We start from the raw sequence: 20,496 nt of genomic DNA on the forward strand, positions 1-20,496 counted from the left end.
TCAGCGGGTGGAGGCGTGATCCTCGTCGCCCGAGCCGTCCGGGTCGGGCGTGAGGTCCTCGCGCAGCGAGCGGAGCTCCGAGCGCAGGAAGTCGCGGGTCGCGACCTCGCCGACGGACATGCGGAGCGAGGCGACCTCGCGGGCGAGGAACTCCATGTCCGCGTGGGCCCGGGCGTTGGCCTGACGGTCCTGCTCGGCGATCACCTTGTCGCGCTGCTCCTGACGGTTCTGCGCAAGCAGGATCAGCGGCGCGGCGTACGACGCCTGGAGGCTGAGCATCAGGGTGAGGAAGATGAACGGGAACTCGTCGAACCGCAGGCTCGCCGGCGCGAGGGCGTTCCACGCGACCCAGGCGGCCACGAAGAGCGTCATCCACATCAGGAACCGGGCGGTGCCCATGAAGCGGGCGAACTGCTCGGCGAAGATGCCGAACACCTCGGGGTTGTAGGCGGGGCGCGGCAGCGAGCGCCGCTGGTCGCGGGGCTGGTCCAGGCGTGCCTTGCGGGAGGACGGCCTGCGGAGGTCGCTCACGGCCGCACCGCCTGGTCACGCCAGCCGCTGGGCAGCATGTGGTCGAGCAGGTCGTCCACGCTGACGGCACCGAGCAGCCGGTGCTCCTCGTCGACGACCGGCGCAGCCACGAGGTTGTACGTCGCGAGGTGGGCTGCGACTTCCTGGATCGACATCTCGGGGCGCAGAGGCGACAACGAGTCATCGAGCGCCGCGGCCACCAGCGTGGACGGGGGCTCCCGCAGCAGGCGCTGGATGTGGGCGACGCCGAGCAGCCGGCCCGTCGGCGGCTCAAGAGGAGCGCGGCACACGTAGACCAGTGCGGCGAGGGCGGGGGTCAGGTCGGGGTTGCGGACGTGGGCCAGCGCGTCGGCGATCGTGGCGTCGGGTCCGAGGATCACGGGCTCGACGGTCATCATGCCGCCGGCCGTCTCCTCGGCGTAGGACATGAGGCGCTTGACGTCCTCGGCCTCGTCCGGCTCCATCAGCTCGAGCAGCGTGGCCGCGGTCTCGGGGGAGAGGTCTGCGATCAGGTCGGCAGCGTCATCGGGTGACATCTCCTCGAGGACATCTGCCGCTCGCTCGGAGTCGAGGTGCTCGAGGATCTCGACCTGGTCCTCCTCGGGAAGCTCCTCGAGGACGTCAGCCAGGCGCTCGTCGTTCATGGCCGCGACAACCGCGCTCCGGCGCTCGCGGGGCAGGTCGTGGATCGCGTTGGCGGCGTCGGCAGGGCGCATCTCGGCGAGGGAGGCGATCAGGTGCTCCGCGCCCTGGGCCGCCTGGCCCTGGGTCAGGCCGAGCACGTCGCTCCACTCGATGATGTGGCTCTGGCCACGCCGGCGAAGGCCCTTGCCCGGCTCCTGGATGGCAACCCGCGAGAGCACCCAGTCGCGGGTGCGGGCCTGCTCCATCGCGACGTCGTAGACGGTGCCGGCAACCGCGCTCGCGCGGGCGGTGACGGCGCGGTCGAGCATCTCGCCCATGACCAGGGTCTCGGTGGCCCGCTGCTCGAAGCGGCGCATGTTGACCAGGCCGGTCGTGTGCACCTGGCCGCTGTCGATGCTGATCACGCGGGTCATCGGCACGAAGACCCGGCGGCGGCCCAGGACCTCGACGACGAGCCCGAGCACGCGGGGCTGACGTCCGTCGGTGCGGAGTGTCACGACGACGTCGCGCACCTTGCCCACCTGGTCGCCCCGGGGGTCGAAAATCGGCATCCCGACGAGGCGGGCGACGAAGACGCGGGAGGGGGAGGTGCTCACGTCAGCCAACCGTAGCGGTTCACCACGTGCCGAAGGCGTTGAAGTTCTGGTAGCCGTTCAGGTTGCTGCCCGGGAGTGCCGGAAGCTGCAGCGCAGTGGTCACCAGGTTGGCGGCGTAGGCGTTGCGCACCGGCTGCCACCCGGAGTAGGGCGGGATGGTGGCGCTGGGCCAGCGCAGGTCCGGATTCATCCGGTACAGGTCCTGGCCAGCGGGGACCGCGGGACCCCAGACGTAGAACGGAACCCGGGTCGATCCGAGGGTCTTGGTGACGTGGTCGCGTCGGGCACCACCGTGCTCGCCGGCGACGACGAGCAACGTCTTTCCCTTCAGCCGGGGGTTCGTGCGGATCGCGTTCCAGATGCCGCGCAGCTGGCTGTCGGTGCGCTTCACCGCGCTGAGGTACTCGGCCGAGCCGAACCCGTAGCGGTGGCCGGCGACGTCGGGGGCGGACAGCTGGACATAGCTGAACCTCGCGGGTGCCGTGGCGAGGCGGTCACGCGCGGCAATCGCCAGTCGCTGCGACACCGGGTCGACCCGGAACAGGTCGATCTTGTCGCGGCCGTTGTCGGTCCAGGTCGTGTCGACGGCGCCATATTTCGGGCCCCAGCTGCGGTCGAGGAGCGCAGCGGCCGGATCGCTGGAGAACAGCGCGGTGGAGTACCCGTTGTCGTGGGCAACGTCGAAGATGCTCGGCACGTAGCGCCCGGCGGTCTGCGCCACCGTGGTCGCCCGCGTGCCGTCGACGACGCCGTGGCCGCTCATGGTCGTGGTGACCGGCCGGCCCGTGAGCATCGAGGTGACGTTGGACAGGCTGGTGGTGCGCTCGACGGTGCGCGCGTTGGAGGTGGCGGATCCTTCTGCGCCGAGCTGGTGGAACGCCGGCGCCTGGGTCGGGCCGAGCGTGGAGATGGAGCTCGAGGTGAGGCCCTCGACCGAGACCATCACGACGTGGGTGATGCCGGTGGTGGCTGTGGCACGGGGCGGGATGGCCACGTTGCTGATGACGACGGGGTGGTCGGTCGTCTTCCGGACGAGCGCGTCCTGGTACTTCGTCCACCCGCTCAGAGCCGCCGGAGCAGTCCCGAAGACCCAGTCCACGGGCATCGGGTACGCCGGGGGCTTGCAGGCCGTGGGTGTCGCCCAGCCGCCGTTGGCGGCTCGCAGAGCGCTGTTGCCGACCAGCTTGCAGAACGTGGCCTCGCGCTCGTTGAAGTCGCCGGTGAAGATGACCGGCACACCCGGGTTCTCGGTGGTGAGCCGGTTGGCCAGGGCGATCTCGGCGGCGATCTCCTCGTTGCGGCGGGCCTGGGCGCCCCCGGAGATCTCGCTGTTGAACTTGTCGGAGACATTGTGGAAGTTGGCCATGATCATGGTCTGGCCGCTGACCTTGTTGCGCAGCCACACCACGGGGTAGTTCACGGTGTTGTCGTTGTTGACGTACCGGTGGGACTGGTACTCCCGGCGCGTCGCCTCCCAGACGTCGGTGCGCCAAGCGAGGCTGTTGGCGATGTGGCGCTGCGCGAAGACGGTGGTGTTGACCGGGCGCTCGGGCCACACGTCCCAGCCGGTGCCCGTGAGGCGGTTGAACTCGTCGTACTGGTCGAGGCGCATCTCCTGGAAGCCGACCGCCGACAGGCCCTGCTCCCGCAGGATCCGCACGGTGTAGCCCATGCGGACCACGCCGGAGGCCATCGTCGGGTTCTCCGTGCCGGGGCCGGTGTGGCCCGATCCGAGGACGTTGAAGGTGGCGAGTCGCAGGCGCGTCGACCCGAGCGGGTACGGCGGGGCCGGGGGCGGCGTGTCCGCCGCCTTCTCGGCGCGGGTGGGGCCGTCATGATGACCACCGAAGGTGCCGCTGCGCCAGGTCAGGAGACCCGCCGCGACGAGCGCGAGCACCAGAGCGGTGATGATCATGAGCGGCACGCGGGTGGCGTGCCGGGGAAGGGCCCGCATCGTGAATCCTTTGGTCGGTGACTGGCCGTCCTTGCATCGTAGGTTCGCACCGGCCGGTTGGAGGGGAGGACGCGCGTACTGGTGGCTATCATGCGTCCCACGGTCCGGCCCACCTGTCGGCCGGACCCGCCCAGGAAATGTCAGGAGTCGCGCTTGAGCGCCAGAGCGAAACGGTCGGGACTGTCCGGTCTTCGCGTCGACGACGCCGGCATCCACGCCACCTCGCGAGCCGAGGCGATCCTCGACGTCCATGTCGACGGACGACGGATCTTCTCGTTCTGGCTGCACCGTGACGGAGTGCCCGAGGGCGAGGGTCACCTGATGGCGTGGCCCGAGACGCTGCGCTCGTTCCTCGACGGTTCGGCGCGGATCACGGTCGCCGAGCACGGCACCGACCAGGTCGCCTTCGACGAGCAGGTCGTCCTCGGCGCGGGGACGGGCATCATCAAGTTCGAGACCGCCGACGGCAAGCCGATCGCGCTCGACAAGTCCATGCGGCGCGTGCAGACCTTCGACACCCGCTCGGCAGAGCACGTCGTGCCGTTGATGCGGGCGATCGATGACGTCCTCAAGGTGCTGCACGGCCTCGGGATCGACGCGTTCCTGGCCTACGGAACCCTGCTGGGCGCGGTCCGCAACGGGCAGCTGATCGGCCATGACAGCGACGCCGACCTCGGCTACGTGTCGCACTACGAGCACCCCGCCGACGTCATGCGCGAGTCCTTCAACCTGCAGCGCGCCCTGATGGAGCGTGGCTACCCGGTCACGCGCTACTCCGGTGCCGCGTTCAAGGTCGACGTCCGTGAGTCCGACGGGTCGGTGCGCGGCCTCGACGTGTTCGGCGGCTTCATGCTGGACGGCAAGCTCCACCTGATGGGCGAGATCATCACGCCGTTCCGCAGCGAGTGGGTGCTCCCGCTCGGCACGGCCACGCTCGAGGGCTGGGAGTTCGCGGTCCCGGCCGACACCGACCGCTTCCTGACGGCGACCTACGGCGCCGGATGGCGGGTCCCCGATCCGGCCTTCCACTTCCCGACACCGCGCTCGACCCATCGCCGCTTCAACGGGTGGTTCCGCGGCACGCGCGACGGGCGCAACGTGTGGGACCGGTTCTACTCCGTCTCCCGGGAGCCGTCCTTCGAGCCGACGGACGTCGGCCGCTGGGCGGCCGAGAGCGAGCCGGATGCTGTGCACGTGGTCGACCTCGGCTGCGGCTACGGCTCCGACGTCTGGTGGTTCGCGGGCCGCGGGGTGAAGGCGACCGGCCTCGACTTCGTCAGGCGGTCCTACGAGGACATGGCCGCGCGCGTCCGCGACGACGGCCGCGACGCGACGTACCTCTTCTTCAACCCGCTCGAGCTGCGATCCGCCCTCAGCACGGCGGCGCTGGTGGCCCGCACGGAGGGGCCGCGGGTCCTCCTGTCGCGCCACATGATCGACTCGATGCACACCGGCGCGCGCCTCACCCTGTGGCGCGCGGCCGACATGATGCTGCGCGACGGCGGGCGGCTCTACCTGCAGTTCCTGGCCGTCGCCGGCAAGGACGGGTACGCCGCGCGGTTGCGCTCCACGCCGCTCGATCCGGACCGGATCGCGGCCGAGCTCGAGGCGTCCGGTGCCACGATCGTGCACCGCGAGCTGCGTGACGTCACGACCAGTCAGGGCGTCTCCGGCGCCTCCCAGATCTGTCGAATGGTGGTCCAATGGGATCGATGAACATCAAGCAGCGGGTCAAGACGCGTGCCTCCCAGAGCGCCACGTTCGACCTGCGCAAGCGCGTGAAGGTGCTCGAGGACGAGGTCCAGGAGTGCCGCCGGCTGAACCTCCGGGTCGCCGAGCTCACCGACCTGGTCATGGAGCTGCTCCTGCCGGTCTCCCAGCAGGACGAGCAGAAGGTTCGCGACCTGCTCGTCCGCTACCAGGACAGCCTCTGATCCGTGGCCGCCAAGGTCTTTCTCCACGTCGGCCTCCCCAAGACGGGCACGACCTACCTCCAGTCCGTTCTCTGGGCGAACAGGGACCGTCTGCTCGATCAGGGGGTCCTGCTCCCGGGAGCATCGGCGCGCGAGCAGATGTGGGCCTCGCTGCAGGTCCGGCAGCACCCCGGCAAGCACCTGCGCCACCCGGACGCACAGACAGCGTGGCCGCGGATCGTCGAGCAGGCGAACGCCTGGTCGGGGACTGCGGTGATCAGTCACGAGTTCTTCGGAGCGGCGACCGAGGAGCAGGCCGCCGACGCGATCGCTGCGTTCGGCGAGGCCGAGGTGCACCTCGTGGTGACCGCTCGTGACCTGCTCACGGTCGTCGCGTCGTACTGGCAGGAGTACGTCAAGCACGGCTGGTTCGACCAGACCCTCGAGGAGTTCCCGTCCGAGGGGCTCCACTACGAGGAGTGGAGCTGGCGCACCCTCGACCTCCAGGCGGTGCTGACCCGCTGGTCGGCGACGCTTCCCGCCGACCGGGTCCATGTCCTGGTCCTTCCCGGTCCCGACGAGCCACGTGAGGCGCTCTGGCTGCGCTTCGCCGAGGTCCTCGGTGTGTCCGGCGCGGGGGACTTCGACACCGAGAGAGCTCGGGAGAACAGCTCGCTCGCGGTCGTGGAGGCCGAGCTGATGCGCCGCATCGGTGAGGCCTCGCCCGAGTTCGCCAACGCCCTCGACCGGGGTGTGTGGCTCCGCAGCTACCTCGCGCACGGCAAGCTCGTGCCGCGTGGGGGAGACCGGGCATTGCCGTCGGAGCGCCGGATCGACGAGCTGCGCAGTCGCGCCGACGACGCGGTCGCCCACATCGCCGGGTCGGGGTTCGAGGTGGTCGGCGATCTCGAGCGACTCCGCGTGCCGCTCACCCCTCGACCGGGGCGGGAGCCCGACACCGTCACCGAGGAGGAGATCGCGGCTGCCGGCGTCGCGACCATCGCCGCGATGCTGATCGACGTACGCCGTCTCCGGCAGGAGAACACCGCCTTCCGGAAGGCTGAGGCTGAACGGCGGCAGGAGGACGCGCGGACCGCTGAGGAACGTTCCCGAACGTTCACCAGCCGGGCCCGGCGGATGGCTCGGCGCTGGCTAGGATGACCGCCATGTCGGCCATGTCGGGGACCCCGGGACGCGCGCTCTTCCTCCACATCGGGTTGCAGAAGACCGGGACGTCCTATCTCCAGAGCATCTTCTGGCAGAGCAAGCAGGAGCTCGCGCGGCAGGGCCTCGACATGGTGCCGGGGTCCAAGCGCGACACGTTCCACCTCATGCTCCGGGCGCGCGACCGCTATCGGCCTGCGGTGGATCCGCACAGCGTCGAGGGCGCGCTCGACCGGCTCCCGCAGCAGCTCGCCGACGCACCGGGGGACCGGGCTCTCATCACCGAGGAGTCCTTCGCGCCTGCGCCGCCGGAGCAGATCGAGCGTCTCCTCGCGCACTGCGGCGACCGCGAGGTGCACCTCGTCGTCACACTGCGCGACCTGGGGCGCCAGATCCCGTCGGCCTGGCAGCAGGACATCCAGTCCGGTGCCTACCTCTCGTACCCCGACTACTTCCGCCGGATGCGGGAGACCGCGGACGACCCGCTGGGACGCTTCTGGAGCAGCAAGGACGTCCCGGCCATCCTCGAGCGCTGGGGCGCGCACATTCCTCCCGAGCGGATCCACGTGGTCACGGTGCCGCCCCCGGGCAGCGACCCAGAGCTCCTGCTGCACCGCTTCTGCGAGGTGCTGGGTGTGGATCACGCGACCCTCGACAAGGAGGTCGCCCGGTCCAACCGGGGCATCGGCCGGGTCCAGGTCGAGGTCCTCCGGCGGGTGAACCGCCAGCTCGCGCCCGAGAACCGCCGTCGCGACGTCTTCGGTGAGGTCGGCAAGCGGTATTTCGCGGTCCAGGTGCTCGGCTCGCAACGCGGCGAGAAGATCCTCGTCCCGGAGGAGGAGGCAGCGTGGGTGCGCGACCTGTCCACCCGCTACTCGGCCGCCATCCGGGCCGGCGGTTACCACGTGGTCGGTGACCTGGCCGATCTCGATCCCGCTCCCGAGGCGTTCGTCCAGGGCTCCGACGAGGTCTCGGCGGAGGATGTCCTGACTGCTTCGTCCGAGGCGCTGGCGTTCATGCTCGCCGAGCGGATGGAGACCGTCCGCGAGCGCCGGGCCGCCGCGACAGCCGCAGACCAGCAGGTTCCCTCCAGCCGCTGGGCGCGTGTCCTTCGGCGCTGACGCGCCCGTGACCTGCGCCATTCACGAGCAGGGGAGTGGGTCTGCTGTGGTCTACTGAGTCTCCAGACTTGTGCATCACCATGGGGGTTTTCACGTGTTCCGCCGGACTCTTGTCGTTATCGCTGCCGTGCTGCTCGTCGGCTCGCTGTCCTCAGCGCCGTCGCAGGCGGCCGACACCTGGGTCCCGCCCGGCGGGGCTGCGTTCAACAACCCCGTGGCCGGCTACACGGGCCGGACGGCACTCGTCCGCCGTGTCATCGCAGCCGTCGACCACAGCCCGCGTGGCTCGGTCATCCGCATCGCGGCGTACTCCTTCGATCGCAAGGACGTCGCCGATGCGCTGGTGCGCGCGCACCGTCGCGGCGTCCTGGTCCAGATGGTGCTGAACGACAACTGGACCTCGACGCAGACGCGACGTCTCCGCAAGATCCTCGGCGGCAACCCCAGCGCCTCCCGCTTCGTCCGCATCTGTGACGGCAGCTGCCGCGGCGGTGCCGGCAACCTCCACATGAAGGTCTACGCCTTCTCGCGGACGGGCGCGGCGACCAACGTGATCATGACCGGTTCGGCGAACATGACCGACCGTGCCGTCCAGCTGCAGTGGAACGACATGGTCACCCTGCGCGGCCAGAACGGTCTCTTCAACACGTTCGTCGGGGTCTTCAACCAGCTCAAGTACGACCGGCCGGTCTCGCCGCAGTGGGTCTACTACGAGCAGCCCGACATGCAGGCGCAGTTCTACCGCACCTCCGCGCGGCAGCGCACCGGCACCACGACGTCGCGGACCCCCACGCCCGACGAGGATCCGGTGATGAAGCGTCTCCGTGCGGTCAACTGTGTGGCACAGCCCGGGTTCGGCCTCAACGGCAAGACCCAGATCCGGGTCATGATGTATGGCTGGAACGGCGATCGCGGCAAGTACCTCGCTGACCAGGTCGCGCGGCTGAAGCGGCAGGGCTGCGGCATCAAGGTGATCACCAGCGTCGCCGGTGGTGGCGTGATCAAGGTCCTGAACGAGGCCGGCATCCCGGTCAAGAGCGCCGACTACAAGTACCTCTCCGACGGCACTGTCGACTTCTACTCGCACCTCAAGGTCATGTGGATCGACGGCACCATGCGCAAGCCCGTCACCACGACGACGACGCCCGAGCCGACCCTGACCGACCCGAGCCCGGCGCCGACCACGACCACGACGATCCAGAACGTCGGCACGCGGATGGTGTGGACCGGCTCCGAGAACTGGTCGGAGATGTCGTTCCGCAACGACGAGCTCTGCCTCGGACTCACCAACTCGACGATCGTGCGGAAGTACAAGTCCGAGTTCGACTACCTCTGGACCAACTACAGCCACCGGGTCGGCCTGCGTCCGCTCAACAAGCCCCGCTACGTGGGGTGACCCGTCTCATGCCGGACGTCGACCGCCTTCGGTGACGTCGGCTACTAGACTCTGCCCGTTTGCGGCCCCCGTAACAGGGACTGTTCTGCCGCCCATCCAGGAAGGGACACCATGGCGAAGCTGTGCCAGACCGAGGACCTGACGGAGATCCAGCAGGAGATCCTGTCGACTGTTCGTCAGTTCGTGAACGACAAGATCATCCCGGTCGCGCAGGACCTCGAGCACGCCGATGAGTACCCCACCGACATCATCGAGGGCCTCAAGGAGCTCGGTGTCTTCGGCCTGACCATCCCCGAGGAGTTCGGTGGTCTGGGTGAGTCGATCCTGACCTACGCCCTGGTGGTGGAGGAGATCGCGCGCGGGTGGATGTCCGTGTCGGGTGTCATCAACACCCACTTCATCGTGGCGTACCTGCTGATGCAGCACGGCACCGATGAGCAGAAGGCGAAGTACCTTCCGCGGATGGCGACCGGCGAGGTCCGCGGTGCGTTCTCGATGTCCGAGCCGGGCCTGGGCTCCGACGTGTCCGCGATCGCGACCAAGGGCACGAAGCTGCCCGACGGTGGCTACTCGATCACCGGCCAGAAGATGTGGCTGACCAACGGCGGCACCTCCACCCTGGTCGCGCTGCTGACCAAGACCGACGAGGGCGCTGACTCGGTCTACAAGAACATGACCACCTTCCTGGTCGAGAAGGAGCCGGGCTTCGGCGAGACCGCCCAGGGCGTCACGGTGCCGGGCAAGATCGACAAGATGGGCTACAAGGGCGTCGAGACGACCGAGCTCATCCTGGAGGACCACCGCATCGGTGCCGACCAGATCCTCGGCGGCGAGCCGGGCAAGGGCTTCTTCCAGATGATGGACGGTGTCGAGGTCGGCCGCGTCAACGTCGCCGCCCGCGCCTGCGGTCTGGCCTGGCGTGGTTTCGAGCTGGGGGTGGCCTACGCCCAGCAGCGCAAGACCTTCGGCAAGGTCATCGCCGAGCACCAGGCGATCCTGTTCCGGCTGGCTGACATGGCCACCAAGGTCGAGGTCTCGCACTCGATGATGGTCCGCGCCGCGCGCCTGAAGGACACCGGCAAGCGGATGGACGTCGAGGCCGGCATGGCCAAGATGGTTGCTGCCGAGTACGCCAACGAGGTCGTGGAGGACTCCTTCCGGATCCACGGTGGCTACGGCTACTCCAAGGAGTACGAGATCGAGCGCCTGATGCGCGAGGTCAAGTTCATGCTGATCGGTGAGGGCACCTCCGACATCCAGAAGATGATCATCGGCCGCCAGCTCCTCAAGGAGTACAAGCTCTGACCTGAGCAGCCGTGCGCCCGACTTTCTCCTCGGGCCAGGTGCAATGCGTTCGACATCGGTGGGGCCGGGATGTGATGGTGGAGACACCTGCACGTCCCGGCCCTGCTGCGTTCCCGGAGGACACATGAGCAACGAAGATCTCAAGGCCAAGATGCGCGAAGCGCTGGACAAGAAGAAGGCCGCGTCGCACGGCTCGGCCCAGTCGGCCGACGCCCAGGAGAAGGTCCACGGCTCGGAGGTCGTGGGCGGTGGACCGAAGATCCACCGCCGCAAGGCGGGCGCGTCCTGACCCTCCTCTCGCGCCGGTAGACTCTGCGCCCGCTGCACACTGCCCGCGCGAGAGGACCCCATGAGCAAGACGAATCCCGGCAACTTCTTCGAGGACTTCTCGATCGGTCAGGTGATCGAGCACGCCACGCCGCGCACCGTCACCGAGGGTGACCGCGCGCTGTACGGCGCGCTCTACCCGACCCGCTTCGCCGTGCCGTCTTCTGCCGAGTTCGCCGCGTCGGTCGGCCTCACCGCGTCCGGCAAGGGCCACCCGGTGGAGGAGCTCATCGCCTTCCACATCGCCTTCGGCAAGACCGTGCCGGACATCTCGCTGAACGCCGTTGCGAACCTCGGCTACGCCGAGTGCCGCTTCCACCAGCCGGTCGTGCCGGGCGACACGCTGCGCACGAAGTCCGAGGTCATCGGCCTCAAGCAGAACTCCAACGGCAAGTCGGGTGTCGTCTACGTCCGCTCGACCGCCACCAACCAGCGTGGCGAGGTCGCCCTGGACTGGTGCCGCTGGGTGATGGTGCACAAGCGTGATGTCGACGCAGCGGCCCCCGAGGTCGTCGTGCCCGAGCTGGCGCCGGTCGTCGCTCCCGAGAACCTGGTCATCCCCGATGGCCTCGACTTCGCGTCGTACGACTTCGGTGCGGCGGGGGAGACCTTCCGCTTCGACGACTACGCGGTCGGCGAGAAGATCGACCACGTCGATGGCGTGACGCTGACCGACCCCGAGCACATGCTGGCCACGCGCCTGTGGCAGAACACCGCCAAGGTGCACTTCAACACCGAGGCCCGTCCCGATGGCAACCGGCTGATCTACGGCGGTCACGTGATCTCGATGGCGCGTGCGCTGTCGTTCAACGGCCTGGCCAACGCCCAGCTGATCGCCGCGATCAACGGTGGCTCGCACGTGGCCCCTGCCTTCGCCGGCGACACGATCTACGCGTGGTCGGAGGTGCTCGACAAGGCCGTCATCTCCGAGAGCATCGGCGCACTCCGGCTGCGACTGGTCGCGACCAAGGGCCGCGACGAGTCGACCACGTTGCGCAACGCTGAGGGAAAGTACGCCGCGGGCGTGCTGCTCGACCTGGACGTCTGGGCCCTCGTCCCGCGATGACCGCCCCGCCCCTGCACCGCGATCCCGGCGCCGGCTCGTGATCCCGAACCTGCTCATCGCCGGAGCGCAGAAGTCGGGCACGAGCTGGCTCCACCGGATGCTGGTGCACCACCCTGCGTTCGAGATGTCGCGGCGCAAGGAGCTGAGCTACTTCAGCCTGCCCGAGGCTGCGTACGACGAGGGCTGGGGCGCCTACCAGGAGAACTGGTCGACCTCCGCGCGCTGGCGGGGCGAGTCGACGCCGCACTACTTCTGGAAGCGCGAAGGCCCGTTCGGGCCGGCGCAGGGGCCCGATGTCGCGCGGCGTGTCGCCACGCGACTCGGGGCCGATGTCGACGTCCTGGTGTCGCTGCGCGATCCCGTCTCGCGCGCGATCTCGGGCTACTGGCACAACTTCTCCCGGGGACGCTTCGACCTGCCGACGAGCCTGTTCCAGCTGGCGCCGTCGATGGGTGTCATCGACCTCGGGTTCTACCGGCGACACCACGAGCACTGGATCCGCACCCTGGGCGCGGAGCGTGTCCACGTCCTGCTGTACGACGACCTGCGCGCTGACCCCCGCGCGTTCCTCGCGGGGGCCCTCGAAGCGCTCCGTGCCCCTGTCGACGACCAGGCGTTCTGGCGGGCTGTTCCGCTCGACAAGGTGGTCCACCGCAAGGACTGGATGGCCCCCATCCGCGAAGCCCGGAACCCCGTCACCGCGACGGAGGTGGCAGCGCTCCTCGAGCTCTACCGCGACGACATCGCCTACGTCGAGCACCTCATCGGACGGGACCTCTCCGAGTGGCGCGACCTCGACGTGCTGATCGCCCGCCACGTGCGGAGCTGAAGCCTGCTCGTGCGGGCGCGCGGGCGGCGTGGAGCGGTCGCCCGATACGGTGGGGGCATGGCATATGGAGCGGGCCCTGAGCTGTGGTTGGTCCGGCACGGCGAGACCGAGTGGAGCCGCGACGGCCGGCACACCTCGACGACCGACCTGCCGCTGACCCCGGAGGGCGAAGCTGTTGCCGAAGGACTGAGCGCGGTCCTCGGCGACGAGCACTTCGATCTCGTGCTCACCTCACCGCGGCTGCGTGCGCGACGCACGGCCGAGCTGACCGGGTTCGGGTCTGCGGAGACCGACGACGACCTCGTCGAGTGGGACTACGGCTCCTACGAGGGGATCACCACCGCGGAGATCCGCGAGACGGTGCCGGGCTGGACCGTGTGGAGCCACCCGGTGCCCGGCGGCGAGAGCGCTGACGCGGTGGCGGAGCGGCTCGACCGTGTCGTCGCCCGTGCGCGTTCGGTCGACCAGGCCCTGGTCTTCGGCCACGGTCACGCGCTCCGGGCGCTGGCTGCCCGCTGGCTCGGCCTCCCGGCGACCGATGGCCGCCTGTTCCGCCTCGACACCGCCACCGTGTCCGTGCTCGGCTTCGAGCGGGAGTCGCCGACGATCCTGCACTGGAACGCCTGACCCTGTCTCAGGGGGCCTCTCGCCGCTACCGTGGGGGGATGGCGCTGCTGGCTGGGTGTCCGCGTTGCTCGGCCTCCGTCTCCGGAGCCGCCGAGGACTGGGAGTGCCCGGAGCACGGTCCGGTGACGCCGCTCTGGCGACCGGCCGAGGCGTCGTACGACGCGTTCGTCGAGCACCTCTCGCTGGCCGAGTCCTTTCCGACGTACCTTCCCTGGCCGCTCGGGCCTGGATGGCAGGTGACCGACTTCGGCACGGTGGGCACGCCGGGTCGCGCGCGGGCCTCCTTCAGCGCGGTCACGGGCACGAGTGACCTCGACGGCCCCGTCGAGGTGCTGCTGGTGGCCGAGGAGCCCGGCGTCGGGCTCGGGGCGCGGGTGGCACGCACGCGCCACTCGGATCCGGGCACCGAGATCGCCGGACGCCAGCCCGAGGCACGCCTCCGGCTGGGTTCGACCTCGGTGCCGCTCTGGTCGATCTCGACCCACGACACGGATGCCGAGCTCGACCGCAGCGTGCTCGCGGGCGAGGCGGAGGGCCGCTGGCTGTGGGTGGTCCTGCGGCCTGCCTCGGCCATTCTGCTGATGTCGGATGCGTGGAAGCTGGCGGACGCCTCCGAGTTCGGCCCACACCTGGTCGCGACGCCTTTCGGCGGGCATCCGTCGGTCTGGTGAGCCCGGCCGGTTCTCCCGGGATGGCTCCGAGGTCCTAGGCTGCTCGCGTGCGCATCGACCTCCACACCCACTCGCGGATCAGCGATGGCACGCAGTCCCCGACCGAGCTGGTCCACGCCGCCAAGGCAGCCGGGCTCGACGTCCTGGCCATCACGGACCACGACACCGCCGCCGGTTGGGCCGAGGCGGCCCGGGCCGCGGACGAGGTCGGCATCGAGCTGGTGCGGGGCATGGAGATCAGCACCCGCCACCGCGGTCGTGCCGTCCACCTGCTGGCCTACCTGCCCGACCCGTCGTACGAGCCGCTGGTCAGCGGGCTGCAGAAGGTCCTCGACGGTCGCAACTCGCGGGTGCCGGCGATCCTCGAGCGCCTGGACGCGATCGGCCTTCATCTCGAGCTCGCGCAGGTGCAGGCGGTGTCCGGTGATGCGGCGGCTGTCGGCCGCCCCCACGTCGCTGACGCGCTGGTCAACGCCGGCTACGTCCGTGATCGGGACCAGGCCTTCGCGGAGCTGCTCAGCCCCGGCCGCCCGGCGTACGTCGATCGGTATGCCGCGCCCCTGGAGCCGATGATCCGCACGGTCGCCGAGGCCGGGGGAGTCAGCGTGATCGCGCACCCCTGGGGCCGCAACAACGATGCCGGACCGCTCGGGGTGGACGGCCTCGCCGGTCTGCGCGAGCTCGGGCTGGCAGGCATCGAGGTCGACCACGAGGACCACGACCCCGAGACCCGCACCCGGCTCCGGGCGATCGCGCGCGACCTCGACCTCGTCGCGACCGGCTCCAGTGACCACCACGGGGTCGGCAAGTCAGGTCACGGGCTGGGCTGCAACACGACCGGACCCGACCAGTACGCCCGCCTGCTCGATCTTGCCGCCGCTGCGTCGGCGTTGTCGGGCCGCTCGACCCCGCAGGTGGTCACGCCATGAGCGTCGTCGACTCGGTCCTGCTCGCCGAGGTCTTCGTGACCCTGTTCGTGATCATGGACCCGCCGGGATCGATCCCGATCTTCCTGTCGCTGACCGCCGGGCGCGCGCCCGGCGCAGTGCGTCGAGCCGCGTGGCAGGCCGTGCTGGTGTCGTTCTCCGTGATCGTGGTCTTCGCGTTCTTCGGCCAGGGGATCCTCGGCTACCTGCACATCTCGCTGCCCGCACTGCAGGGCGCGGGCGGCCTGCTGCTGTTGATGGTGGCCCTCGAGCTGCTCACCAACAAGGACGGGCTGGAGCCGACGGCGCCCTCGGACGTCAACGTCGCGCTCGTGCCGCTCGGCACACCGCTGCTGGCCGGCCCCGGCGCGATCGTGGCGACGATGCTGTTCACGAAGCAGGTCGATGACGGACCGAGCTTCCTCGCCGTTGCCGGCGGCATCCTCGGCGTGCACCTGTGCATCTGGATGGCCATGCGGTTCTCGGTCCCGATCCTGCGCGTGATCCGGGAGAGCGGCGTCCTGCTGGTCAGCCGGATCGCCGGTCTCCTGCTGTGCGCGATCGCGGTGCAGATGATCGCCGACGCGGTCCGCGCCTTCGTCACCAACGAGTTCTGAGCGTGCGCTCGGTGATCCGCAGGATCACTTGCGGCCGAGCGACTGCGCCTTCTGGAGCACGCCGCGCGGCACGGCTCTCGACACGCTGACCAGCGCCTTGTAGCGCTTGCTCGGGATCGAGAAGACCTTGCCGGCCTCGAAGTCCGCGAGGGCGTCGGCGACGAGCCGGTCGGCGTCCAGCCACATCCACGCGGGCGCGCTGGCGTCGCGGTCGATGCCGAGCCGCTCGTGGAACTCCGTCTTCACGAAGCCGGGGCACAGCGCCATGACCTGGACCCCGCGGGCGGCGTACTCGTTGTGGGCCCACTCGCTGAAGCTGTTCACCCAGGCCTTCGCCGCGGAGTAGGTGCCGCGCGGGAGGAACGCGGCGACGCTGGAGACGTTGAGGACGCCGCCGTGGCCGCGCTCGGACATGCCGCCGAGTGCAGCATGGGTCAGCCGGAGCACGGCGCGCACGAGCACGTCCTGCTGCGCCTGCTCGAGCGCGATCGGGTTGTCGAGGAAGCGCTCCTTGAGGCCGAAGCCGGCATTGTTGACGAGCAGGTCGACGGGACGGCCCGCGTCGGCGAGACGCGCCTCGACCACGGCCAGCTGGTCGGCGTCGGCGAGGTCGGCGGGCAGCACCTCCACACGTACGCCGTGGGCAGTGGTGAGCTCGTCGGCGACGGCCGCGAGGCGGTCGGTGTCGCGGGCCACGAGCACGAGGTCAAGGCCCCGGGCGGCGAGCTGACGGGCGAACTCGAGGCCGATCCCGGCGGTGGGGCCGGTGATGAGGGCGGTGCCGGACAGGGTCTGCGAGGAGGACATGGTGGCCAGCATTCAGGGCGGAGCGTGATCCGGGCAACTCGTCAGGCATGATGGGACGTGATGACCACCACGCTCGCCATCGCCAACCAGAAGGGTGGCGTCGCCAAGACGACCACCGTCGCCTCGCTCGGTGCTGCGCTTGCAGAGGCCGGGCACAAGGTCCTGCTCGTCGACCTCGACCCCCAGGCCTGCCTGACGTTCTCGCTGGGCATCGACCCGGAGGACCTCGAGCTCTCGGTCCACCACGTGCTCACCAAGGGTCTGGACGCCCGCGAGGTGATCATCCAGACCGAGGAGGGTGTCGACCTGCTGCCCGCGACCATCGAGCTCGCCCGCGCGGAGGCAGACCTGCTGACCCGCACCGGCCGCGAGCAGGTCCTCAAGGGCACGCTGGAGGACCTTGCCGAGGCAGGAGCCGACTACGACTGGGTCCTGCTCGACTGCCCGCCGTCGCTCGGCGTGCTGACGGTCGCGGCGCTGACCGCTGCACGCGGCGTACTCATCCCGTTGCAGTGCGAGACGCTCTCGCACCGCGGTGTGGGCCAGCTGCTCGACACGGTCCACGACGTGCGCCGGTTCACGAACCGTCGCCTCGAGGTCTGGGGCGTGCTCCCGACGCTGTACGACGGCCGCACCAACCACTCGCGCCGGGTGCTGGACACGATCTCCGAGACCTACGAGCTCGCGGTCTTCGAGCCGCCGATCCCGAAGACGATCAAGTTCGCCGAGGCACCCGCGAGCGGACGGTCGATCCTGTCGACGAACCGCACCAGCAAGGGCGCGGTGGCCTATCGCGAGGTGGCCGAGAAGCTGGTCGCCCGCGCTGCGCAGAAGTGAGCACCGCGACCGCGCCGCGGTCGCCGTGAGCTGACCGGGAAATGACGAATCCCGGTGCCGCTCCCCGCAGTGGGGGAGCAGCACCGGGACCCGGTGCAGGTCAGGCGGTGGCAGGAGCCTCGCTGGGCGTCGTGCCGCCCTGGCCGCCACCGGAGCGACGACGACGGTTGCGGTTGCGGTTGCGGCTCGGAGTGCCCTCGCCGCCCTCGGCGGAGTCGGTCGACGTGGTCGGCTTGTCCTCGGCCTTGGTTGCGGGCGCATCGCCGGCCACGGTCTGGCCGCTGCGGGTCCGGCTGCGGTTGCGGTTGTTGCTCGAGGTGCGCTCACGGGAGGCCCCGTCACGCGAGCCGCCGTCACGCCCACCGCGCTCGCCGCCACGGTCCTCGCGCGGCTTGCGCTCGACCGGGGCAGCATCCTTGATCCGGCCCTTGGTGCCGGCCGGGATGCCCTGGTCGTGGAACAGGTGCTCCGAGGTGGAGTAGGTCTCCGTCGGCTCGTCGAACGGAAGGTCGAGGGCCTTGTTGATCAGCTTCCACTTGGTCAGGTCGGCCCAGTCGACGAAGGTGATCGCGGTGCCCGTCGCGCCCGCGCGGCCCGTGCGGCCGATGCGGTGGACGTAGGTCTTCTCGTCGTCCGGCGACATGTAGTTGATGACGTGGGAGACGCCCTGGACGTCGATGCCGCGGGCGGCGACGTCGGTGGCGACCAGGACCCGGATCTTGTCCTCGCGGAACTTGGTCATGGCCTTCTCGCGCGCGACCTGCGCCATGTCGCCGTGCAGCGGCGAGGCGGAGAAGCCGCGGTCGACCAGGTCATCGGCGACCCGCTGCGCCTGGCGCTTGGTGCGGGTGAAGATGACGACCTTGTCGACGTCGTCGGCCTGCAGGACGCGGCCGATGATCTCCGGCTTGTCGAGGTCGTGCACCTGGTAGATGAACTGCGCCGTGGCGGGGACCATCTGGTCGTCACCGGCGGACTCGGCGCGGATGTTCATCGGGTGGCGCATGTGCATGCGGGCCAGCGTGATGATCGCGGCCGGCATGGTCGCGGAGAAGAGCATCGTCTGGCGGGTCTCCGGCGTCTGACGGAGCAGGCGCTCCACGTCGGGGAGGAAGCCCAGGTCGAGCATCTCGTCGGCCTCGTCGAGGACGAGCGACTTCACGTGCGAGATGTCGAGCGCGCGCTTGTTCATCAGGTCGATGAGGCGGCCCGGGGTGCCGACGACGACGTCGACGCCCGACGCGAGCGCGTCGAGCTGCCCGTCGTAGCCCACGCCGCCGTAGACGGTGAGGACCCGGACGCCGCGGTCGGCGCCAGCCAGCTCGAGGTCGCTGGAGACCTGGAGCGCGAGCTCACGGGTCGGGGCGACGACGAGGGCCTGGGGCTTGCCCTGGGCCATCTCGGCGTAGTCCGGGTCATGCTGGACGACCGTGCGCTGGAGGATCGGGATGCCGAACGCCAGCGTCTTGCCGGTGCCCGTGCGGGCCTGGCCGATCAGGTCCGTGCCCAGGAGGGCGATGGAGAGGGTCATCTCCTGGATCGGGAAGGCTTCGGTGATGTTGCGGCGCTCGAGCGCCGTGCAGATCTCGGGCAGGACGCCGAGCTCTCTGAAGGTGGTCACGATGTGGAGTTCTTCCGTCGAGGGGCTGTCTGCAGCCGACACCAGGACGGGTCCGCCGCGCACATACAGGGGGTGTTGCAAGGCCGATCCTACCGGTACGCCGAGAAGCCCCCCGCATTGTCGGTGCGAGGGGCTCCTGCGGACGGTCGGCCCGTGTGATGGTGCGTGTGATGGTGCGGGTGGTGCGTCAGGCCTTCTTGCTGCGACCCGTGATGCCGGCGGCGATGACGACGAGGACCGCAGCGACGACGATCTGCGTGAGGTGCCGGAAGAAGTCGAAGCCCTCGGCGTCGGCCTGGCCACCGAAGACCTCGGTCCACAGGTAGGTGCCGGCGACGATGCCGCCGATGCCGCACAGGATGGTGAGCCACAGCGGGATCTGGTCACGGCCACCCGGGGCGACGACCTTGCCGAGGATGCCGATGATCGTGCCGCCGATGAGGGCTACAAGGATGTCCGAGATCCCCATGAGTACACCTTTCGCAGGCGGACCGGCCGCTGTCGGCCGGACCTCATGCCCGCCACCTTGCCAACTATCGGGTCCAATGGCAACGACCGCTCTCCGGCGTGGCCGGAAGAGCGGTCGTCAGCCGATCAGGTTGGTTCAGGAGCGGAAGCCGACGTGGCCGGCGACCCCGCCGCCGAAGTCGACGTACGCCAAGGAGGCGCCGGGGACGGCGATGTGGCGCCCCTTGCCGTCGGTGATCGTGAGCACGCCGCCGTCGGCCATGGCGCCCGCGACCAGCTTCTCGATCGCCTCGACCGTCTCGTTGGTCTCGATGACCAACTCGCGGACGACGTTCTGGATACCGATCTTGACCTCCATGAGGTCCTCCTTCATAGCGTGGGGTGAGCGTTGTGGCCGAGGGTGATGACGGGATGCGGCGAGAGGTCAGTCGTGGCGGGGGTAGCCACCGATGCCGCGCCAGGCCAGGCCCGCGATCAGGGCGGCGGCCTTCTCGCGCGGGGTCGTCGACTCGTCGGCCAGCCAGTAGCGGGCACTGACCTGCGCCATGCCGACCAGGGCGACGGCGAGCAGGTGGGACGCCTCGGCCGGAAGGCCGGTGTCCTCGGCGATCACCTGGGTGATCAGCTCGGCGCACTCGGTGGTGACCCGCTCGACCTGCTCGCGCACGCTGGGCTCGTTGGTCAGGTCGGACTCGAAGACCAGGCGGAAGGCACCGGTCTCGGAGGCGACGTAGTCGAAGAAGACGTCCATCGTGGCGGCGACGCGCTGCTTGTTGTCCTGGGTGGAGAGCAGCGCCTGGCGGCAGTTGTGGATGATCGTGTCGCAGGAGACCTCGAGCAGGGCGAGGTAGAGGTCCAGCTTGCCGGGGAAGTGCTGGTAGAGCACCGGCTTGGACACACCCGCGCGCACGGCGATGTCATCCATGGCGGCAGCGTGGTAGCCCTGGGCAGCGAAGACCTCGAGGGCGGACTCGAGGAGCTGGGCCCGGCGCGCCTTGCGCGGCAGGCGACCACCACGGGGGCGGGCGGCGTCTAGATCGGGCCGCTGCTCGATGGTCATGATGTTCCTCTCGGT

General features: G+C 69.7%; 22 protein-coding genes. 14 read left to right on the forward strand and 8 right to left on the reverse strand.

Features of this window, described 5'->3' with window-relative positions:
- Genes D4739_RS10735 through D4739_RS10745 form a run of 3 tightly spaced genes read right to left on the reverse strand, consistent with a single transcriptional unit; the run spans position 1 to position 3,726 of the window.
- Positions 1–531 carry a DUF1003 domain-containing protein gene (locus D4739_RS10735; protein ID WP_120060618.1) on the reverse strand — a complete coding sequence of 177 codons (531 nt, stop codon included), beginning with the start codon at positions 529–531 and terminating at the stop codon, positions 1–3.
- On the reverse strand, positions 528–1,772 hold the full coding sequence (locus D4739_RS10740) for a magnesium transporter MgtE N-terminal domain-containing protein (protein ID WP_120060619.1): 1,245 nt from the start codon (positions 1,770–1,772) through the stop codon (positions 528–530). Before D4739_RS10740 ends, D4739_RS10735 begins: the two co-directional genes overlap by 4 nt.
- Positions 1,773–1,791: 19 nt before the next feature.
- On the reverse strand, positions 1,792–3,726 hold the full coding sequence (locus D4739_RS10745; RefSeq protein WP_182920378.1) for an alkaline phosphatase family protein: 1,935 nt from the start codon (positions 3,724–3,726) through the stop codon (positions 1,792–1,794).
- A gap of 153 nt (positions 3,727–3,879) precedes the next feature.
- On the opposite strand from D4739_RS10745, the gene D4739_RS10750 reads away from it, so the two are divergent.
- The 13 genes from D4739_RS10750 to D4739_RS10805 all read left to right on the forward strand — a co-directional run bounded on the left by D4739_RS10750 (position 3,880) and on the right by D4739_RS10805 (position 15,688).
- The gene (locus D4739_RS10750) at positions 3,880–5,442 is read left to right on the forward strand and encodes a LicD family protein (RefSeq protein ID WP_182920379.1); all 1,563 of its coding nucleotides are present in this window, start codon (positions 3,880–3,882) and stop codon (positions 5,440–5,442) included.
- A complete protein-coding gene (locus D4739_RS10755; RefSeq protein WP_120060621.1) occupies positions 5,439–5,660 on the forward strand; it encodes a DUF6752 domain-containing protein in 222 nt (73 codons plus the stop codon). Before D4739_RS10750 ends, D4739_RS10755 begins: the two co-directional genes overlap by 4 nt.
- Positions 5,661–5,663: 3 nt before the next feature.
- Positions 5,664–6,800 (forward strand): hypothetical protein, encoded by a 1,137-nt coding sequence (locus tag D4739_RS10760; RefSeq protein WP_120060622.1) that lies wholly within the window; start codon positions 5,664–5,666, stop codon positions 6,798–6,800.
- A 5-nt stretch (positions 6,801–6,805) separates the two neighbouring features.
- Positions 6,806–7,924, forward strand: a complete 1,119-nt coding sequence (locus D4739_RS10765) for a hypothetical protein (RefSeq protein WP_120060623.1) — start codon at positions 6,806–6,808, stop codon at positions 7,922–7,924.
- 94 nt (positions 7,925–8,018) lie between these two features.
- Positions 8,019–9,320, forward strand: coding sequence for a phospholipase D-like domain-containing protein (locus D4739_RS10770; protein WP_182920380.1), 1,302 nt, complete (start codon positions 8,019–8,021; stop codon positions 9,318–9,320).
- Between the two features lie 111 nt (positions 9,321–9,431).
- Positions 9,432–10,625, forward strand: coding sequence for an acyl-CoA dehydrogenase family protein (locus D4739_RS10775; protein ID WP_120060625.1), 1,194 nt, complete (start codon positions 9,432–9,434; stop codon positions 10,623–10,625).
- A gap of 124 nt (positions 10,626–10,749) precedes the next feature.
- Positions 10,750–10,914, forward strand: coding sequence for a DUF5302 domain-containing protein (locus D4739_RS16875; protein ID WP_182920381.1), 165 nt, complete (start codon positions 10,750–10,752; stop codon positions 10,912–10,914).
- A 60-nt stretch (positions 10,915–10,974) separates the two neighbouring features.
- A complete protein-coding gene (locus D4739_RS10780; RefSeq protein WP_120060626.1) occupies positions 10,975–12,018 on the forward strand; it encodes a MaoC family dehydratase in 1,044 nt (347 codons plus the stop codon).
- Positions 12,019–12,055: 37 nt separating this feature from the next.
- Positions 12,056–12,847, forward strand: a complete 792-nt coding sequence (locus D4739_RS10785; RefSeq protein WP_120060627.1) for a sulfotransferase family protein — start codon at positions 12,056–12,058, stop codon at positions 12,845–12,847.
- A gap of 57 nt (positions 12,848–12,904) precedes the next feature.
- Positions 12,905–13,474 (forward strand): histidine phosphatase family protein, encoded by a 570-nt coding sequence (locus D4739_RS10790; protein WP_120060628.1) that lies wholly within the window; start codon positions 12,905–12,907, stop codon positions 13,472–13,474.
- A 38-nt stretch (positions 13,475–13,512) separates the two neighbouring features.
- Positions 13,513–14,145 carry a DUF6758 family protein gene (locus D4739_RS10795; protein WP_120060629.1) on the forward strand — a complete coding sequence of 211 codons (633 nt, stop codon included), beginning with the start codon at positions 13,513–13,515 and terminating at the stop codon, positions 14,143–14,145.
- 47 nt (positions 14,146–14,192) lie between these two features.
- Complete coding sequence (locus tag D4739_RS10800) at positions 14,193–15,074, forward strand: PHP domain-containing protein (protein WP_120060630.1); 882 nt, start codon at positions 14,193–14,195, stop codon at positions 15,072–15,074.
- Entirely contained in the window at positions 15,071–15,688 is a 618-nt protein-coding gene (locus tag D4739_RS10805) for a MarC family protein (RefSeq protein ID WP_120060631.1), read from the forward strand. Before D4739_RS10800 ends, D4739_RS10805 begins: the two co-directional genes overlap by 4 nt.
- Positions 15,689–15,712: 24 nt before the next feature.
- On the opposite strand, the gene D4739_RS10810 is transcribed toward D4739_RS10805, so the two are convergent.
- Complete coding sequence (locus D4739_RS10810) at positions 15,713–16,495, reverse strand: SDR family NAD(P)-dependent oxidoreductase (RefSeq protein ID WP_120061855.1); 783 nt, start codon at positions 16,493–16,495, stop codon at positions 15,713–15,715.
- A 60-nt stretch (positions 16,496–16,555) separates the two neighbouring features.
- Between D4739_RS10810 and D4739_RS10815 the strand changes: the two genes are divergently transcribed.
- On the forward strand, positions 16,556–17,332 hold the full coding sequence (locus tag D4739_RS10815) for a ParA family protein (protein ID WP_120060632.1): 777 nt from the start codon (positions 16,556–16,558) through the stop codon (positions 17,330–17,332).
- 100 nt (positions 17,333–17,432) lie between these two features.
- Here the strand turns inward: D4739_RS10815 and D4739_RS10820 are convergent, their stop codons facing one another.
- From D4739_RS10820 to D4739_RS10835, 4 genes are all read right to left on the reverse strand, one after another.
- Entirely contained in the window at positions 17,433–18,953 is a 1,521-nt protein-coding gene (locus D4739_RS10820) for a DEAD/DEAH box helicase (RefSeq protein WP_182920382.1), read from the reverse strand.
- A 187-nt stretch (positions 18,954–19,140) separates the two neighbouring features.
- Positions 19,141–19,422: a GlsB/YeaQ/YmgE family stress response membrane protein gene (locus D4739_RS10825; protein ID WP_120060633.1), complete on the reverse strand. Its 282-nt coding sequence runs from the start codon at positions 19,420–19,422 to the stop codon at positions 19,141–19,143.
- Between the two features lie 135 nt (positions 19,423–19,557).
- Positions 19,558–19,779 (reverse strand): DUF3107 domain-containing protein, encoded by a 222-nt coding sequence (locus tag D4739_RS10830; protein WP_120060634.1) that lies wholly within the window; start codon positions 19,777–19,779, stop codon positions 19,558–19,560.
- 66 nt (positions 19,780–19,845) lie between these two features.
- Positions 19,846–20,481, reverse strand: coding sequence for a TetR/AcrR family transcriptional regulator (locus D4739_RS10835; protein WP_120060635.1), 636 nt, complete (start codon positions 20,479–20,481; stop codon positions 19,846–19,848).
- Between the last annotated feature and the right edge of the window lie 15 nt (positions 20,482–20,496).

Source organism: Nocardioides cavernaquae (assembly GCF_003600895.1).
Lineage (GTDB): Bacteria > Actinomycetota > Actinomycetes > Propionibacteriales > Nocardioidaceae > Nocardioides > Nocardioides cavernaquae.

Excerpts from the sequence above, each read along its gene's own strand:
- D4739_RS10780 (WP_120060626.1), top strand. The coding sequence starts at position 10,975 with ATGAGCAAGACGAATCCCGGCAACTTCTTCGAGGACTTCTCGATCGGT.
- D4739_RS10815 (WP_120060632.1), top strand. The coding sequence starts at position 16,556 with ATGACCACCACGCTCGCCATCGCCAACCAGAAGGGTGGCGTCGCCAAG.
- D4739_RS10805 (WP_120060631.1), top strand. The coding sequence starts at position 15,071 with ATGAGCGTCGTCGACTCGGTCCTGCTCGCCGAGGTCTTCGTGACCCTG.
- D4739_RS10765 (WP_120060623.1), top strand. The coding sequence starts at position 6,806 with ATGTCGGCCATGTCGGGGACCCCGGGACGCGCGCTCTTCCTCCACATC.
- D4739_RS10810 (WP_120061855.1), bottom strand. The coding sequence starts at position 16,495 with ATGTCCTCCTCGCAGACCCTGTCCGGCACCGCCCTCATCACCGGCCCC.
- D4739_RS10745 (WP_182920378.1), bottom strand. The coding sequence starts at position 3,726 with ATGCGGGCCCTTCCCCGGCACGCCACCCGCGTGCCGCTCATGATCATC.
- D4739_RS10790 (WP_120060628.1), top strand. The coding sequence starts at position 12,905 with ATGGCATATGGAGCGGGCCCTGAGCTGTGGTTGGTCCGGCACGGCGAG.
- D4739_RS10795 (WP_120060629.1), top strand. The coding sequence starts at position 13,513 with ATGGCGCTGCTGGCTGGGTGTCCGCGTTGCTCGGCCTCCGTCTCCGGA.
- D4739_RS10755 (WP_120060621.1), top strand. The coding sequence starts at position 5,439 with ATGAACATCAAGCAGCGGGTCAAGACGCGTGCCTCCCAGAGCGCCACG.
- D4739_RS10830 (WP_120060634.1), bottom strand. The coding sequence starts at position 19,779 with ATGGAGGTCAAGATCGGTATCCAGAACGTCGTCCGCGAGTTGGTCATC.
- D4739_RS10825 (WP_120060633.1), bottom strand. The coding sequence starts at position 19,422 with ATGGGGATCTCGGACATCCTTGTAGCCCTCATCGGCGGCACGATCATC.
- D4739_RS10775 (WP_120060625.1), top strand. The coding sequence starts at position 9,432 with ATGGCGAAGCTGTGCCAGACCGAGGACCTGACGGAGATCCAGCAGGAG.
- D4739_RS16875 (WP_182920381.1), top strand. The coding sequence starts at position 10,750 with ATGAGCAACGAAGATCTCAAGGCCAAGATGCGCGAAGCGCTGGACAAG.
- D4739_RS10835 (WP_120060635.1), bottom strand. The coding sequence starts at position 20,481 with ATGACCATCGAGCAGCGGCCCGATCTAGACGCCGCCCGCCCCCGTGGT.